Below are 15,537 nucleotides of genomic sequence, written 5' to 3'. Positions count from 1 at the left end.
TCGTGAACGGCACGGAGAGACCCTCCCCGACCCTGCCGCGGGTGCTGATCTGCACCATCCTCATTTTTCTCGCCATGATCACGCCGGGCGCCGGCGGTGATGCCGGCGAGACGCAGACCGTGATGCTCCTCCTCTCCTACAACCAGGGATTTGTCTGGACCGACGACGTCGTCGCCGGGGTTGTCTCCGTGCTCCCGCCCGACTCCGGGACTGACCTGCGCATAGAGTACATGGACACGAAGCACGCCACCGGAAAGGCGTACTTTGACGGCCTCGCTGACATCTACCGTGAAAAGTACCGCGACAGTCCCCCGGACGTCATCATCGCCTCGGAGGAGGACGCCTACCAGTTCCTCAGGGAGTACAAAGACGACCTCTTCCCGGACACGCCCGTTGTCGTCGTCGGCCTGAACTGGCGACCCGACCGTCAGGTCCCTGAACGCCCGGACTTCACCGGCGTCATGGAAGACTACGAGATCCCGCGGACGATCGACCTCGCCCTCTCTCTCCACCCGGAGACGAAGAACCTCGTCATCGTCAACGACAACATCTCGACGGCGGGGAAGGAGAATGCCCTTCTTCTCAGGGAGATCGTCCCCGAATACGAGGACCGGGTGAACGTGACAGTCCTCGAAAACCTTCCCTTCACCGATGTCGAGGCGTCCCTGCAGGCCCTTCCCCCGGAGAGCGTCGTCCTCCTCCTCACCTACAACACAGACGCCGCCGGCCGCGGCTACACCTACGACGAGATCGCGGCGCGGGTGCGGTCGGCGACAGGAGTCCCGATCTACGGTGTCTGGGACTTCTATCTCGGGAAAGGGATCGTCGGCGGCTACATGACCCGCGGCTCCGTCCAGGGGGCGACGGCAGCAGGAATGGCGTCGGCGATCCTGGACGGAAAATCTGTCGAAGAAGTTCCGCCGGTTGTTGCCAGACCGGAAAAGGCGTTCTTCGATTACAATGAACTCCAGAGGTCCGGTATCTCCGAGTCGGCCCTGCCCGCCGGGAGCACCGTGGTCAACCGCCCGCCGGGTACGGTCGAGGTGGAGACCGGGACACTCTGGACCGCCGCTATCGGCGGTTTCCTCCTCCTCCTCCTCCTCGTCACCCTCACGGCCATGAACCGCCGGTTGAAGGTGACCGAGGACAGGTTGCGGAAGAGTGAAGAGCGTCTTTCCACCGCACTTGAAGCGACAAACGACGGTCTGTGGGACTGGCACATCCCGGACGGAACCGCCTATTTCAGTCCGGGGTGGTACCGCATGCTCGGCTACGGCCCCGACGAGTTCAGTCCCTCCTTCTCGACATGGGAGAACCTCCTCCACCCCGACGACCGGGATGGAGCGGTCGCCGCCCTCACCGGTGCTGTCCAGGACAGGAACGGTATCTTCAAGGCCGAGTTCAGGATGATGACAAAAGACGGCGGGTGGAAATGGGTACTCGGTCGTGGCCGTATCGTCGAGCGGGAGAACGGCATGCCCCTCAGGATGACAGGCCTGAACACCGACGTCACCGCCCGCAGGATGGCCGACGACGAACTCGCCCTCCACCGGCGGCACCTTGCCGACCTGGTGGCGGTGCGGACCGCCGACCTGGACCGCGCCGTCGGGCAGTTGAAAGCGGAGATCGAGGAGCGCAAGGCGGTCGAGGCAAACCTTGCCACGGAGAAGGAACGACTTGCCGTCACCCTGCGCTCGATCGCCGACAGTGTGATCGCCACCGACACCGGCGGCAGGATCGCCCTGATGAACCGCGCCGCGGAGGCCCTCACCGGATGGCCGCAGGAGGAGGCCGAAGGGAAAGACCTCGCCGGGGTCCTGCGGGTGATCGACCCGAAGACCAGAGAGGTGGTCACCGTGCCGCCTACCGGCACGGAGTGCGACGCGGTCCTCCAGAGGAGGGACGGGAGCGAGCGGATCATCTCGGGATCGGTCGCCCCCATCTGCGGCCCGGAACGCCGCGCCACCGGTTCCGTGATCGTCGTCCGCGACGTCACCGCCGAGAGACATGCCGAGGAGGAGATGCTCCGGGCCCAGAAACTCGAGTCTGTCGGTCTCCTTGCCGGCGGGATCGCCCATGACTTCAACAACTTCCTGATGGCGATCCTGGCGAACATCCAGTTCGCCGGAGACGGCCTTGCCGCGGACGACGAACGGCGTACATATCTCAAAGACGCTGAGTCAGCACTATTCAGGGCGCGTGACCTCACGGCGCAACTCCTCACCTTCGCCCGCGGGGGTGCGCCCGTGCGCGAGGCACGCCACCTCACCGGCATGATCACGGAGACGGCGTCCTTCAGTCTGCGGGGTTCAGGAGTGCGGCCCGTCTTCGAGATCGAGGAGGGCCTCTGGGCCGTGGACGTGGATATCGGGCAGATCTCCCAGGTGATCGGGAACCTCGTCCTGAATGCCGCGCAGGCTATGGCCGGAGGGGGCACTCTCACGATCCGGGCGAAGAACATGGAGGTTACCGACGCCCGTCCCTCTCTCCGGCCAGGCAGATACGTCAGGATCGAGGTGACCGATACCGGGCAGGGGATCGACCCCGCCCACCTGGGAAAGATCTTCGACCCCTATTTCACGACGAAGGTGCATGGCCGGGGCCTCGGCCTTTCAAGCGCCCTCTCCATCGTCCGGAGGCACGAGGGCACCATCGACGTCGCCTCGACGCCCGGCCTCGGGACGACCTTCACGGTCTACCTCCCGGCGAGTGAGAGAGCGCCGCGCCAGGAGAGAAAGGAAGCGCCCCGGGCGCAGGAGAACGGCGGGCGCCGGAGGAGAGTGCTGATCATGGACGACGAGGAGGGGATCAGGGAGGTGATGGCCCTGATGCTCGGGAAGAAGGGCTTTGTCGTCGAGACAGCGGCCGACGGTGCAGTGGCGGTCGAGCGCTACGAAGCGGCGCGTGTGGAGGGAAAACCCTTCGACGCCGTCGTCCTGGACCTGACCGTCCCCGGCGGCATGGGAGGGAAGGACGCTATCGAGCGCCTCCTCGCCATCGACCCCGGCGTGAAGGCGATCGCGTCGAGCGGGTACTCCGACGACCCGGTGATGGCGTCGTACTCAGAGTACGGTTTTGCCGCCGCCCTTCCCAAACCCTTCAGGGTGGACGACCTCGTCGCTGCTATCGACGAGATCGTCGGCAGCAGGCAGTGAGGGGATGGCCTCCCTGCTAAAAAAGAATTAGTCCTTCGGCTGGAGGAGGTTGACGATCTTCTGTGCGACCTCGTCGGCCTTCTTCACCGCCCTGGCGTCTGTCATGATCTCGCCGGGGAGGTAGGCCTTCCCGCAGACATGGCCGAGGTACGAGAACTGGTGGGTGTTCAGGAAACCCTCGATCGTCTCCAGGGAGCGCTCGCAGCCGCGGTCGGCGCAGACCGTCACGGCAACGGCGCTCCTGCCCGAGAGTTTCCGGTCGTGATACAGGGAGTAGGTCCGGTCGATGAGGTTCTTCATCTGGCCGTTGACGTCATAATAGTAGGTCGGCGACCCCATGACGACCACCTCGGCCTCGATCATGCGGTGGGCGATGTCGTCCCAGCCGTCGCCCTCGATGACGCACCACTTCGTCTCCTTGCACCTCTCGCACCCGGTGCAGGGGTGGACGATGCGGCCGGCAAGGGAGACGAACTCGGTCTCGATCCCCGACGTCTGCACCTTCGCAAGGATGTACCTGACCAGCTGGGCGGTGTTGCCGTCCTTTCTCATGCTCCCTGATATGCCGAGGACCTTCATGCACTGAGATGGACTTCCCCCATATTGCTCTTTCTGATCTGCGGGACAAGGCCCATACCCCGGAACACCCCGGCGATCCCGGCAAAGGGCTCTTCAGTCCGGAAAAAGAGGTGCGAGGAGCAGGAACAGTCTGTGCACCCGAACCCGGCCACGGCCTCACCGCCGATCGCGGCGGCGAGGCGGCACTCCATATCCTCCTCTGTCGCCCCGAGGACGGCACCGACGAGAGCGACGTCGGGAGAGATGAGGAGATGGTCGATGTGCCAGTGCGGCCTCCCCTCGTGCGTCGTCGCACGCCTGAAATGCCGGCCGACCCGCGCCTCAAGCCCGCCGGGGCCGAGGGCCGATCCGACATAGATGTAGTACCCGGCCCTGAAGATAACAGGCCCGAGACGGCCGACCGCCACCTCGCGGCCCGGAGTCCGGAGGACGAGGCAGTAGACGCCCTTCATCACCGCCCGCCCTTCAGGGCGATGGCCGCCGCCCTGACATGCCTGCTGCCGCCGCTTTTCACCGGGTCGCCGTGGCCGGGGTACAGCCCCTCGACGTCGAGGGCGGAGAGGCGCTCTATCGAGGCGGCAAGGGCGCGGCCGTCACCGCCCGGAAAGTCGTACCGCCCGAAAGACCCGCCCGGAAAGACGGTGTCGCCGCAGAAGAGGGCACGCTCCTCCTCGCTATACAGCGAGACCCCGCCGGGCGTGTGGCCGGGGGTGTGGATGACAAGGAGGCCGCCGACCCTATCCCCGTCCGCAAGGACGCGGTCGGGGACGACCATCGGCGGGTGCTCGCAGAACATCGGCGCAAGACTCGGCGTGTCCTCCGTGAGGCCGGGGACGTCGAGGGCGTGGACGCAGACCTCCGCACCTGTCATCGCCGCGATCTCCTTCAGGTGGGCGATATGGTCGTAGTGCGTGTGGGTGACGACAATCGTCCTGATCCTGTCTGCATGGGGGGCGACGGCCATCGGGTAGACCCCGGCATCGATGAGTACCTCGCCGAAGAGGTAACTGTTCGCGAAGAACCCCTCTCCCGGCAACCACGTGACTGGCATGCAGAATAATAAGGATCGGTGACAGATGTGTGTTATGCAAACCCTGATCAAGGAGTCCCTTAAAAGCGTTCCGCCCGAGATCGAGGCGATCGCAAGGGACGAAGGGCTTTCACCGCGGCAGGCCGCCCGTGCAGTGACGAGGGGGCGGATCACCGTTGCCGCCAACCCCCGCCGTCCGCACCGCCTCGTCGCCATCGGCGAAGGGTGCCGGATCAAGGTGAATGTCAATGTAGGCACCTCGGTGCAGAGGTGCGACCCTGACCTTGAGATCAGGAAGGCCGAGGCGGCACTTGCAAACGGCGCCGACGCCCTCATGGACCTCTCGACCGGCGGCGACCTCCCGGCGATCAGGAAGCGTATCCTCGCCCTCGACGCCCCTATCGGCACGGTCCCGATCTACGAGGCGATTCGCCGGGCCGGGTCGGCCGCGGACGTCACCTCGGACATCCTCTTCAATGTCATCAGGGACCACTGCAAGCAGGGCGTGGACTTCCTCACCCTCCACTGCGGGGTGAACAGGGACGCACTTGCCGCCCTGAAGACAGACCCGCGGATCATGGGCGTGGTCTCGCGGGGCGGCGCCTTCCATGTGGCGATGATGGCGGCCACCGGGGAGGAGAACCCCCTCTACAAGGAGTACGACTACCTCCTTGAGATCCTTGAGGAGAACGACGTCGTCATCTCCCTCGGCGACGGGATGCGGCCGGGGTGCCTGTACGACGCCGAGAGGCTTGCGAAGGCGACGGAGTACGTCACCCTCGCCCGCCTCGCGAAGCAGGCCCTCTCCCGCGGGGTCCAGCGCTTCATCGAGGGGCCGGGCCACATGCCCATCGACCAGATCGGCTACAATGTGCAGATGATGAAGGAACTCACCGACGGGGCGCCCCTCTACCTCCTCGGTCCCCTGGTGACAGACATCGGCACGGGCTACGACCACGTGGTCGGGGCGATAGGTGGGGCGGTGGCGGCGATGCACGGCCTCGACTTCCTCTGCATGGTCTCGCCCGCGGAGCACCTCGCCCTCCCCGACCTCGACGACATCGTCGAGGGGACGCGGGTGGCGAAGATCGCCGCACATGTCGGCGACATCGCACGCCTGGGCGAGGGCGCCCATGCCAAGGCAGACCTGAAGATGGCACAGGCCCGCCGGCGCCTCAACTGGGACGACCAGTTTGCGGCGGCGATGTACGGCGACCACGCCCGGAAGATGCACGAGAGGGACGGCGAACTCGACACCTGCTCGATGTGCGGCGACCTCTGCGCGATCAAGATGGTGCGGGACCTGCTCGACGAGAAGCCGAAGGAGTAGGCGCATTCAAGGGCGCATTCAAGAGGACAGGCCACGGGTGCCTGCACCTCCCCACGTCAGCGTGACGCAATCTGCCTGGCACTCTCCAGCATTCTCTCTGCTGCAGCGATGAACCTGTACGCCGCATCGTCAGCATAGACAGCACCGTAATCAGCGCTTTCCCTCATGCGCATTGCGGCTGAAAAGTCTGTGATCACGTCGATGGACAGGAGGGCCGTGTCCACGAGGAGTGCCTCGACGGCATATCTAAGACAGGCATGACTCTTCTCCCGGTAGCCTTCCCCGAAGACAAGGGCACGGAGAGAGTGGAACTGAGCATAGTATCCCTGGATAATGGCCCATTTGACATCTCCCTCCTCCAGGGAGCGGCGGGCACTTCCAAGAACTCATCTGGAGAAAGGAGGATGAGAGAGAACTCCCTGCTCTGGAGGGCGTCGACTGCCCGGACCAGCCTTTCCACACCATCGCGGTCATCTGACTCGACACATAGATCGATATCGCTCTCATCTGTGTTCTCCCCGGTTGCGCAACTCCCGAAGAGGACGACGCGGGTGGCAACCGCCCGCAGTGCCATGACAAGCGAGTTCAGTTCGACAAGAGTGGCACAGACCTTGATCTCCCGCAGGAGAGGACTGGTCATATCGGCCCTGTAAAGGACGAGGCGCCCCTTCTTCTCCCGCGTCACGAGTCCGGCCTCATGGAGTTCCCGGAGATCTTCGCTCGCCGATCCCGCACTCACCCCGATGGTGCGGGCCATCTCCCTCACATAGAACTCCTCCCTGTATCGCCTCCCCAGAAAGACAAGAAGATCAATCGTATTTTTTGAACATATGTTCGGAATTATGAACATTTGTTCATAATTGTGAATTCATATATCACCGTATCGGTGCCGTCACGAGAGAGCAGGTGAAAACCTCCAGAACCTATTTTTCAGGGGTTTCGCGCGTGACGATCCCCCTCCACCACGCCGTACTCGAGCACGTCCTCGAACTTCCCCCTGTGGTAGATGTGCCCCGGCCGGCACCCCTCGAAACACAGACCGGCCTTTTCGAGCACCCGCGCCGAGGCCGGGTTCCGCCGCAGGCAGGAGGCATGGACACGGTGGAGGCCGAGGACCCCGAAGGCGAAGGCGACCGCCGCCACCGCCGCCTCAGTCGCATAGCCCCGCCCCCACTCGTCGGTCCGTATCCAGTACCCGAGTTCGGCGTTCCTGTTCTCGGAGTCGATGGTCAGGCTGACCGCACCGAGGAAGACGCCGTGCCTGCCCCGCACCACCTTCCAGACGGCACACCGGTCGTTCGCCCACCCGACAATGCTCGCTGCGATCCAGGCCTTCGCCATCCCCTGCGGGTACGGGTAGGGCATCCGCACCGCCGTATCCGCGACCGCAGGGTCACTGGCAAGGCGTGCGGCCTCCGGAGCATCGGAGAGGCTTGGCGGCACGAGACGGAGACGCACCGTATGGAGAGTCGGTTGGGCAGACATCGTCCTGATCAGGCCACCCCGAGGATCCGCGCCGCCAGGTGGGCGGCGTTCTCTCCGCCGTCGACCGCGACGCACGCAACAGGCACGCCCTTCGGCATCTGGACGACCGAGAGGAGGGCGTCGAGACCGCCGAGGAGTTTCCCGGAGACGGGCACGCCGATCACCGGTTTCTTCGTCTTCGAGGCGACGACACCCGGCAAGGCCGCCGACATCCCGGCGATGCAGATGAAGACCTTCGCGTCCGATCCCTTCACGTACCCGTCCAGGCGGTCGGGGTCACGGTGGGCTGAGATCACCTGGAGGTCGTACGCGATCCCGTACTCGTCGAGCACTTTCACGGCCTTCTCGGCAATGGCGCTGTCCGAGGCAGACCCTGTAATAATAGCAACATCAGGCATGATATCTCTCCAATTTTCAGAGCATATTTTGCGTTCAGGAACGGTTATCCTTTGTCCCGCACCGGCCGCGGGGGTAACCTACATTTCCCCGGAGCGTGCACCAGTATATACTGATCTCTTATGGAAAACGAAAGACTCCTGATGCTGCCGGGACCGGTGCCGGTGCCGGAACGGGTACGGCAGGCAATGATGCGGCAGGCAATCAACCACCGCGGCCCCGAGTTCGGCGCCGCCTACGCCGAGAGCGTTGACGTCCTCAAGGACTGCTTCGGGACCAGGAACGAAGTTTATATCATCAGTGGTTCCGGAACCGCCGGCATGGAGGCGGCGATCGCCAACTTCGGGCAGGGCAAGAAGATCGCCTCCCTCGTCAACGGCAAATTCGGCGATCGCCTCTGGAAGATCGGGCAGCGCTACGGCGAAGCGACGGCCATCAACTCCGAGTGGGGCACGCCCGTCGACCTCGACGCCCTTGCCGCGGCCCTCGAGAACGGTGCCGAAATGGTGACGATGGTCCACAACGAGACCTCCGCAGGCATCCTCAACCCCGCAAAAGAAGTCGGGAAACTCGCCCGCAAGCACGACGCCCTCTTCGTGATGGACGGCGTCACCTCTGTCGGCGGCGACGACGTCCGCATGGACGAGTGGGGCGTTGACGTCGCGATCGTCGGGTCGCAGAAGTGCCTGGCCGCACCGGCAGGCCTTGCGGCCGTCGCCGTCTCGGACCGCGCCTGGGAGAGGATCGCCGAGAAGAGGCCCTTCTACCTCGACCTTGCCGCTTACCGGAAGAACGGCCAGAAGACCCCCATGGAGACCCCGTACACCCCGGCCGTCCCCCTCTTCCTCGCCCTCACCGAGGCCCTGAAGATGATCAGGGAAGAAGGCATGCAGGCCCGCGTCGCCCGGCACCACAGGATGTCGGCCTCGGTCCGCGCCGCGGTCGCCGCCTGGGGCCTTGAGATGTTCCCGACCCTCGACGCCGTCTCCGCCTACTCGAACACCGTCACCGCAGCGAAGATGCCTGCGGGCGTCACCGACTCAGCCCTCCGCGGCACCGTGAAGAAGATGGGCATCGAGATCGCCGGCGGCCAGGACCACCTCAAGGGCAAGATCTTCAGGATCGGCTCGATGGGTGCGGTCAGCGCCCCCGAGATCCTCGCCACCCTCGCCACCGTCCAGCACGCACTTCGCAAGGCAGGAGTTGCCGGCGTGGGCGACGGTGTCGAGGCCGCGGCAGAGGTGCTCGACCCATGAAGGTCGGCGTCGCTGACACCACATTCGCACGCGTCGACATGGGCGCGATCGCCATCGACGAACTCCGCAAATACGCGAGCGTCGGGATCGAGCGCTACACAGTCCCGGGTTTCAAGGACCTCCCTGTCGCCTGCAAGAAACTCATCGAGGAGCGGGGATGCGACATCGTCATCGCCCTCGGTATGCCGGGCGGCAAGGAGAAGGACAGGATGTGCGCACATGAGGCCTCCCAGGGCCTCATGCTCGCCCAGCTCATGACCAACCACCACATCATCGAGGTCTTCGTCCACGAGGACGAGGCCGAGAACGACGGAGAACTTGCCTGGCTTGCAGAACAGCGGACGAGGGAGCACGCCGTCAATGCCGTGAACCTCATCCTCAGGCCGCAGGTCCTCACCAGAATGGCCGGCACCGGCCAGAGACAGGGCTTCGAGGACGCAGGTCCTGCGAGGCAGTGAACCGGCAGAATAAATAGAACATACAGACAGGATCGATCGAGGAGAAGACTATGACAATCAAGCTTGGTTTTGTGGTTTCGGAGTTCAACCGCGACATCACCTATATGATGGAGATCGAGGGGCGGGAGCACGCAAAGTTCCTCGGCGCAGAGGTCACCGAGTGCTTCTATGTGCCCGGCGCCTACGACATGCCCCTTGCGATCAAGAAACTCCTCTCCGAGGGGAAGGTCGACGCCGTCGTCACCATCGGCTGCGTCATCGAGGGTGCGACCCAGCACGACGAGATCGTCGTCCAGCACGCCGCCCGGAAGATCATCGACCTCTCCCTCGAGTACAACAAACCGGTCACCCTCGGCATCTCCGGGCCCGGCATGACCCGCCTGGAGGCAAACGAGAGGATCGACTACGCAAAGCGCGCTGTTGAATCTGCCGTCAAGATGGTTCAGAGATTAGGATGAAAGCCCTCTCCGAGAAGATCGGCGCCGTCGCCCCCTCGGCGACGATCGAGATCACCGACGCCGCAAAAAGGATGAAGAGAGAGGGGATCGACGTGATCAGCCTCTCCATCGGCGAACCCGACTTCGCCACGCCCGAGCATATCGTGCAGGCCTGCTCCGACGCCCTTGCGCGCGGCGAGACCCACTATGCCCCCTCGGCCGGCATCCCCGAACTCCTCCACGCGGTGGCGGCGAAGTGCCGGACGGAGAACGGGATCCCCTGCGGCCCGGAGAATGTCATCGCCACCTGCGGGGCCAAGGACGCCATCTACGAGGCCATGCAGGCATGCCTCAACCCGGGCGACGAGGTGATCCTCCCCGACCCGTCCTGGGTCAGTTACGAGCCCTGCGTCCAGATGGCCGGGGGGAAAGTCGTCCACCTTCCCCTGAAGGAACCGTCCTTCCAGATCGACGATGCCATCCTGGAGAGGGTCGGGCAGAAGACGAAGATGATCATCGTCAACACCCCCTCGAACCCGACGGGCACGGTGCTCTCGAAGGCCTCCCTGAAACTCGTCGCCGACCTCTGCGAGGACTACGACCTCCTCGCCCTCTCCGACGAGATCTACGAGAAACTCATCTACGGCAAGGAGCACATATCCCTCGCGGCCCTGGGGGACATGGCCGAGCGGACGGTCACCATCAACGGCTTCTCCAAGGCCTATGCCATGACCGGGTGGCGCCTCGGTTATGCCGTCGCACCCCTGCCCGTGCTGCGGCAGATGCTGAAGGTCCAGCAGCACTCGATCTCCTCCCCGACGACCTTTGTCATGTGGGGCGGCGTCGCGGCCCTGCAGGGCGACCAGTCCTGCGTCGAGACGATGCGGAGGGAGTTCGAGGCGCGGAGGATGTACATGCTCGACGAGTTCGGGTCTATGGGCTACACGGTCGCACCGCCCGACGGCGCCTTCTACGCCTTCGTGAAGGTGGAGGGCGACGACATGGCGATCGCCCATTCCTGGCTGAACGATGCTCACGTTGCCGCAACGCCGGGTACAGCATTCAATGCCCCGGGCTGGATACGCGTCTCCTATGCTGCCTCCATACCCACGTTGAAAGAGGCGATGAGGCGGATACGTGCCTGGAAAAATACACAGTAACAACCACAGACTGCACACGGCATGAGCGCCTCAGGACGCTGCGGGGACGGATCGCCCCCGCTGATACCTCTCGCCATCTTTTTTTGCCTGATACTCCTGCTGCCGACCGCCTCTCTCGCCACATCCCCTGAAAAAAACGTCCTTCTTCTTCATTCCTATCACGAAGGCCTCTCCTGGACCGACAGCGTCACCGAGGGGGTATCTTCCGCCCTTGACCAGAGCACCAGCGACATCAACCTCTATATCGAGTACATGGACACGCCGCGGATCCCGAGTTCCCGGTACTCCGCGGAGATCGTCGAGATGTACAGGTTCAAGTACGCCGACATCAAGCTCGACGCCATCATCTGTTCGGACGAATACGCCTTTCATTTCCTCCGCGAGTACCATGACGCCCTGTTTCCGGGGGTACCGGTCATCTTCTGCGGGGTGAACTATTTTGAGGACGACTATCTCGAGGGGTGGGAGAACTGCACCGGGATCGTCGAGACAGTCGATGTTAAGGGGACGATCGACGCTGCTCTCTCCCTCGATCCCGGCGTCAGGGACGTCTATGTCGTCAACGACAACACGCTGACCGGCATTGCCGACAGAAAGGTGGTCGACGAGGTCGCAAAGCGCTATGAGGGCCGCCTCACCTTCACTATTCCCGAGAACCAGACTCTTGATGAAATAAAAGAGGACGTCGACCGTCTCCCGCCGGACACGGTCGTCCTCCTCATGACCCTCACCAGGGACGCAAGAGGCACGTATTACGAATATGACGAGGTCGTCAGGGAGGTCTCCCGCGCCTCCCGCGTCCCGGTCTACAGTGTCTGGGAGGTCTATATGGGGGACGGACTGACCGGGGGAAGACTCCTCTCCGCACAGGACCAGGGGTGGGAAGCGGGCATGATGACCCGGAGAGTTCTCAACGGCGAGGCGGCCTCGTCGATCCCGGTGAAAAAAGAACCACGGGGGGAGTATGTCTTCGACTATATTCAACTCAAAAGGTTTGGACTTGAAAACGCCACCCTGCCAGCAGGGAGCACGGTGATCAACAGTCCCCCACCATCGATCGAGATCGACAGGACCGTGGCTGAGGCAGCTGTCTTCGCCATCATCACCCTCGGTATCGCCGTTCTCTTCCTGGGATACACGGTCAGGATCAGGAGGCGGTCGGAGAGCGCCCTCAGGGAGAGCGAGGAGAAGTTCCGGGCCCTTGCCGAGCGGAGTTTCGACCTGATCTTCACCACCGACGCCCAGGGCAGGTTCACCTATGTCTCGCCAGCGATCCGCCGTATCACGGGGTACGAGACCGGTGAGTTCCAGGGCAAAAGTTTTGTGTTCGAACAGGGAGACGCCGATCTCTCGAAGTTTGAATCCTTCTTTGCGGACCTCCGGGAGGGGAAGGCGATCGAGGGACTGGCGATCCGGATCCGCGCCAGGGACGGGTCGACACGGTACCTCGAGATCAATGCCGCCCCGATCCTGAACGGCGGCATGATGGTCGGCGCCCAGGGGGTGGCGCGGGACGTCACCGAGAGGATGGAGATGGAGAGAGTGCGGGCCGAGGCCTACGCACAGATCGAGCAGAACATCGAGCAGTTCGCCACCCTCGGCGACGAGATCAGGAATCCTCTCGCCGTTATCGTCGGCATCGCCGACCTCCACTGCGAGGAGCGCCATGCCCGGCAGATCCTGGAGCAGGCAGAGATCATCGACGGTATCATCACGGCGCTGGACCGCGGCTGGATTGAGTCGGAGAAGGTGCGGGAGTATCTCAGGAAACGCTGAGGTTTTTATGGGGAGGGGACGATCCTGTTCATCCATGATCCTGTCGAATGGGGGGACCCCGGAGTGAGGGAAAGGTTCGTCGTCCTCTGGAGGCGCCGGTCCGGCGCCGAATGCCCGTACAGGACGGCGGATACGGGGCTGAGCCTTGCCGAACTCCTCCGCGAACTCGTCCCGGTGCTGGAGGAGAATGGCGTCGCCGTCGAGGTGCGGGGCGAGGAGACGGACGGGGAGGGGATGGTCTATTTCAACGGCGTCCCCCTCGACGACCTCCTTGCAGAGGCGGCAGGGGCCGAGCGCTACTGCGCGGGGCCCTCGCGGATGGAGGAACTCGGTAATCCGGCCCTCGCCTTCGACCCTGACGCCCCTGTCGGGCGGGTGCTCCCGGAGATCTTCTTCAGGAAGGCGGTGCTCCTCGCCCTGGAGGAGTGAGCCCCTATCCTTAAATCGATCGGGGTACACCTCTCCCTATGAGCCACTGGATTCTTGATGTCCTTGTGAACCCTGACGGGTTCTTCAGGGAGAGGGCGGAGAGAGCCCCGGCCCTGATGGTGCCCTTCATCCTCGTGCTGATCACCGGGATCGTCGGCGCCGTCACCGCGTATCTCTCCATGACCGCAATGCTCCCCATTCTCCCCCCGGAGGCGCAGGGGCTGACAGAGTTGATCGGAGTTGCCGTGGCAGTCGGCACCGTGATCGGCGCCCTGATCGTCTGGGCACTCCAGGCTCTCCTCTTCTATGCCCTCTCCTCCTTCTACAACGGTTCCGGCGACCTGAAAAAGAGCATCGAAGCGGTGGGGTACGGCTACGTCCCTCTCATCGTCTCCAGCCTGATCGGACTTGTCCTGACGTACTCCTTCCTCTCCACCTTCACCTTCCCCTCGATCAACGTTGCCGACCCGGCGGCCGCAGGGGCCCTCAATGAGATGATCACGAATTCCCCGCTGATCCAGGCGGGCCAGATCCTCGGCATCATCTTCCTTGTCTGGGCGGCGAACATCTGGATCTACGGCATGAAGTACGCACGCACCCTCACCATCAGGGACGCCGCGGTCGTCGTCGGCGTGCCGGTGTTCTTATATATCGGCCTGATCATCATCCTCGCTGTGCTGTAGATGAGAGAGGTTGTCTTCACCGGTGCGTTCTTCCTTCTCCTCCTCCTTTTCGGGGCGGCGACCGCAGCGACGCCTGAGGAAGACGCCGCACAGGTGATGGTCACCGGTGCGGTGATCGACCCGGCGGTCCTGATGCCCGGCGATGTGGCGACGGTCACGGTCACGGTGAAGAACACGGCACAGGTGAGCGTGCCCGTCAGGAGCGCGAAGATGTACACCGAGGGGAACATCCTCGTCCTGGACAACCCTTACCAGACCTACGGGGCAATCGGGGCTGGGAACGACGCCACTTTCACTTTTACGGTGCAGGCGACCGGGAGTTCGGGGACCTACTATCCCTACTTTGTCCTCGACTTCACGAATGCCGGGTCATTGCGCTACGCTGTGCCGGTGAAGGTCGAGGCGGTGGAACCGCGGGTCTCTGTCGCCGACCTCCCCGACGCCTTCACCGCGGGGAAGAAGGAACTGGTGCGGGTGACGGTGAGCAACCCGCGCTCGGGGGAGATTAACGGTGTCTCGGTGATGCCGTCGGGAGAGGGTATCGTGAGCGTCCCGACGAGCACCTTCATCGGCGCCCTTCCTCCCGACGGGGTCGCAGAGGCCACCTTCAATATCACGCCAGACCGTGAGACCACCCTCACCATGACTGTGGCATACAGGAACGGGAGGAACCAGCGGACGACCGAAGCATCGATACCGATCGTCTTCTCCGAGGACAAGAAGGGCGCACGGATCGTCGTCTCCGGGGTGGAGGTGACCCGTGAGAATAGTTCGTACCAGGTCAAGGGCGACGTGACCAATGCTGGACTTGAGGTGGCAAAGGCGGTCGTGGTCACCGTGGGCTACCCGGGCGTCCCCGTCGACCCGAACCGCGTCTACCCGGTCGCATCGCTGGAACCGGACGACCTCTCGAACTTCGAACTGACCTTCAGGGCCGAGAACGTCACCGAGGTCCCGCTCGTCATCGAATACAGGGACACAAACGGGAACCTCTATACGACGAGGACGAACATCTCTGTCGAAGGGACGGCCCTGACCGGCGAGGGGGAGGGAGGCGCACCCCTCCCGATGGCGGCCGTTCTTCTCATCGTCGCCGCCGCGGTGGTCGTGGGGGCGGCGGTCTACCTCTCCTGGAGGAAGGCGAAGCGGGGATAGTTGGGCGCACACCCACACCATTGCCGGTCAGGACTCTTACAGCAGACCCCCCTTCTTTTCAGTCGTTTACAGCAGTTCGCGGAAGGCGCTGAAATTCAACAGACAAATTTGTGAGCCTTGATATCGATTATCTCCGCGACAGGGCGATATCATGAGATCGTTTACAGCATCGCGGAAATCACACACCCGCACCCACCCGGAGGGGGGG

The 15,537-nt window shown here is 63.6% G+C and carries 16 protein-coding genes and 1 pseudogene; 10 read left to right on the top strand and 7 right to left on the bottom strand.

Annotation, left to right across the window (positions count from 1 at the left end):
- Positions 1 to 3,155 (top strand): ABC transporter substrate binding protein (locus Q0520_RS10135; protein ID WP_298669664.1); only part of this gene is annotated, 3,155 nt, incomplete at its 5' end.
- A gap of 27 nt (positions 3,156 to 3,182) precedes the next feature.
- On the opposite strand, the gene Q0520_RS10130 is transcribed toward Q0520_RS10135, so the two are convergent.
- The 3 genes from Q0520_RS10130 to Q0520_RS10120 are packed head-to-tail and all read right to left on the bottom strand — an operon-like array spanning position 3,183 to position 4,785.
- Positions 3,183 to 3,734 (bottom strand): flavodoxin family protein, encoded by a 552-nt coding sequence (locus tag Q0520_RS10130; protein WP_298669661.1) that lies wholly within the window; start codon positions 3,732 to 3,734, stop codon positions 3,183 to 3,185.
- Entirely contained in the window at positions 3,731 to 4,186 is a 456-nt protein-coding gene (locus Q0520_RS10125) for a DUF123 domain-containing protein (protein WP_298669658.1), read from the bottom strand. Before Q0520_RS10125 ends, Q0520_RS10130 begins: the two co-directional genes overlap by 4 nt.
- Positions 4,186 to 4,785 carry an MBL fold metallo-hydrolase gene (locus Q0520_RS10120; protein ID WP_298669656.1) on the bottom strand — a complete coding sequence of 200 codons (600 nt, stop codon included), beginning with the start codon at positions 4,783 to 4,785 and terminating at the stop codon, positions 4,186 to 4,188. Before Q0520_RS10120 ends, Q0520_RS10125 begins: the two co-directional genes overlap by 1 nt.
- Before the next feature lie 25 nt (positions 4,786 to 4,810).
- Here Q0520_RS10120 and thiC point away from each other — a divergent pair, with 25 nt between their 5' ends.
- A complete protein-coding gene (gene thiC, locus Q0520_RS10115) occupies positions 4,811 to 6,094 on the top strand; it encodes a phosphomethylpyrimidine synthase ThiC (RefSeq protein ID WP_298669653.1) in 1,284 nt (427 codons plus the stop codon).
- Between the two features lie 56 nt (positions 6,095 to 6,150).
- Here thiC and Q0520_RS10110 read toward each other — a convergent pair whose 3' ends face one another.
- The 4 genes and pseudogenes from Q0520_RS10110 to purE all read right to left on the bottom strand — a co-directional run bounded on the left by Q0520_RS10110 (position 6,151) and on the right by purE (position 7,977).
- Entirely contained in the window at positions 6,151 to 6,426 is a 276-nt protein-coding gene (locus tag Q0520_RS10110; protein WP_298669667.1) for a HEPN domain-containing protein, read from the bottom strand.
- A gap of 98 nt (positions 6,427 to 6,524) precedes the next feature.
- Positions 6,525 to 6,668: pseudogene (locus Q0520_RS10105) on the bottom strand (nucleotidyltransferase domain-containing protein); the annotation flags it as partial.
- Between the two features lie 356 nt (positions 6,669 to 7,024).
- Positions 7,025 to 7,579, bottom strand: a complete 555-nt coding sequence (locus tag Q0520_RS10100) for a GNAT family N-acetyltransferase (RefSeq protein WP_298669650.1) — start codon at positions 7,577 to 7,579, stop codon at positions 7,025 to 7,027.
- An 8-nt stretch (positions 7,580 to 7,587) separates the two neighbouring features.
- Positions 7,588 to 7,977 (bottom strand): 5-(carboxyamino)imidazole ribonucleotide mutase, encoded by a 390-nt coding sequence (gene purE, locus Q0520_RS10095; protein WP_298669646.1) that lies wholly within the window; start codon positions 7,975 to 7,977, stop codon positions 7,588 to 7,590.
- 120 nt (positions 7,978 to 8,097) lie between these two features.
- Here purE and Q0520_RS10090 point away from each other — a divergent pair, with 120 nt between their 5' ends.
- The 8 genes from Q0520_RS10090 to Q0520_RS10055 all read left to right on the top strand — a co-directional run bounded on the left by Q0520_RS10090 (position 8,098) and on the right by Q0520_RS10055 (position 15,329).
- On the top strand, positions 8,098 to 9,231 hold the full coding sequence (locus Q0520_RS10090) for an alanine--glyoxylate aminotransferase family protein (RefSeq protein ID WP_298669644.1): 1,134 nt from the start codon (positions 8,098 to 8,100) through the stop codon (positions 9,229 to 9,231).
- Positions 9,228 to 9,689, top strand: a complete 462-nt coding sequence (gene ribC / locus Q0520_RS10085; protein WP_298669642.1) for a riboflavin synthase — start codon at positions 9,228 to 9,230, stop codon at positions 9,687 to 9,689. The genes Q0520_RS10090 and ribC overlap by 4 nt, the downstream gene beginning before the upstream one ends.
- 50 nt (positions 9,690 to 9,739) lie before the next feature.
- Positions 9,740 to 10,147: a 6,7-dimethyl-8-ribityllumazine synthase gene (gene ribH / locus Q0520_RS10080; protein WP_298669640.1), complete on the top strand. Its 408-nt coding sequence runs from the start codon at positions 9,740 to 9,742 to the stop codon at positions 10,145 to 10,147.
- Positions 10,144 to 11,286 (top strand): pyridoxal phosphate-dependent aminotransferase, encoded by a 1,143-nt coding sequence (locus Q0520_RS10075; RefSeq protein WP_298669638.1) that lies wholly within the window; start codon positions 10,144 to 10,146, stop codon positions 11,284 to 11,286. The genes ribH and Q0520_RS10075 overlap by 4 nt, the downstream gene beginning before the upstream one ends.
- A 21-nt stretch (positions 11,287 to 11,307) precedes the next feature.
- Positions 11,308 to 13,062 (top strand): PAS domain S-box protein, encoded by a 1,755-nt coding sequence (locus Q0520_RS10070; protein WP_298669636.1) that lies wholly within the window; start codon positions 11,308 to 11,310, stop codon positions 13,060 to 13,062.
- Positions 13,063 to 13,125: 63 nt separating this feature from the next.
- Positions 13,126 to 13,491, top strand: coding sequence for a DUF2703 domain-containing protein (locus Q0520_RS10065; protein ID WP_298669634.1), 366 nt, complete (start codon positions 13,126 to 13,128; stop codon positions 13,489 to 13,491).
- Positions 13,492 to 13,529: 38 nt separating this feature from the next.
- Complete coding sequence (locus tag Q0520_RS10060; protein ID WP_298669632.1) at positions 13,530 to 14,174, top strand: YIP1 family protein; 645 nt, start codon at positions 13,530 to 13,532, stop codon at positions 14,172 to 14,174.
- Positions 14,175 to 15,329 carry a hypothetical protein gene (locus tag Q0520_RS10055; RefSeq protein WP_298669629.1) on the top strand — a complete coding sequence of 385 codons (1,155 nt, stop codon included), beginning with the start codon at positions 14,175 to 14,177 and terminating at the stop codon, positions 15,327 to 15,329.
- The last annotated feature ends 208 nt before the right edge of the window (positions 15,330 to 15,537 follow it).

The organism is uncultured Methanofollis sp. (genome assembly GCF_937919355.1).
Lineage (GTDB): Archaea > Halobacteriota > Methanomicrobia > Methanomicrobiales > Methanofollaceae > Methanofollis.
This window is presented reverse-complemented; position numbering and strand designations above follow the sequence as displayed.

Bases quoted from the DNA above. Each gene is read 5' to 3' on its own strand.
- Q0520_RS10130 (WP_298669661.1), bottom strand. From the start codon at position 3,734: ATGAAGGTCCTCGGCATATCAGGGAGCATGAGAAAGGACGGCAACACC.
- Q0520_RS10125 (WP_298669658.1), bottom strand. From the start codon at position 4,186: ATGAAGGGCGTCTACTGCCTCGTCCTCCGGACTCCGGGCCGCGAGGTG.
- Q0520_RS10120 (WP_298669656.1), bottom strand. From the start codon at position 4,785: ATGCCAGTCACGTGGTTGCCGGGAGAGGGGTTCTTCGCGAACAGTTAC.
- thiC (WP_298669653.1), top strand. From the start codon at position 4,811: ATGTGTGTTATGCAAACCCTGATCAAGGAGTCCCTTAAAAGCGTTCCG.
- Q0520_RS10100 (WP_298669650.1), bottom strand. From the start codon at position 7,579: ATGTCTGCCCAACCGACTCTCCATACGGTGCGTCTCCGTCTCGTGCCG.
- purE (WP_298669646.1), bottom strand. From the start codon at position 7,977: ATGCCTGATGTTGCTATTATTACAGGGTCTGCCTCGGACAGCGCCATT.
- Q0520_RS10090 (WP_298669644.1), top strand. From the start codon at position 8,098: ATGGAAAACGAAAGACTCCTGATGCTGCCGGGACCGGTGCCGGTGCCG.
- ribC (WP_298669642.1), top strand. From the start codon at position 9,228: ATGAAGGTCGGCGTCGCTGACACCACATTCGCACGCGTCGACATGGGC.
- ribH (WP_298669640.1), top strand. From the start codon at position 9,740: ATGACAATCAAGCTTGGTTTTGTGGTTTCGGAGTTCAACCGCGACATC.
- Q0520_RS10075 (WP_298669638.1), top strand. From the start codon at position 10,144: ATGAAAGCCCTCTCCGAGAAGATCGGCGCCGTCGCCCCCTCGGCGACG.
- Q0520_RS10070 (WP_298669636.1), top strand. From the start codon at position 11,308: ATGAGCGCCTCAGGACGCTGCGGGGACGGATCGCCCCCGCTGATACCT.
- Q0520_RS10060 (WP_298669632.1), top strand. From the start codon at position 13,530: ATGAGCCACTGGATTCTTGATGTCCTTGTGAACCCTGACGGGTTCTTC.
- Q0520_RS10055 (WP_298669629.1), top strand. From the start codon at position 14,175: ATGAGAGAGGTTGTCTTCACCGGTGCGTTCTTCCTTCTCCTCCTCCTT.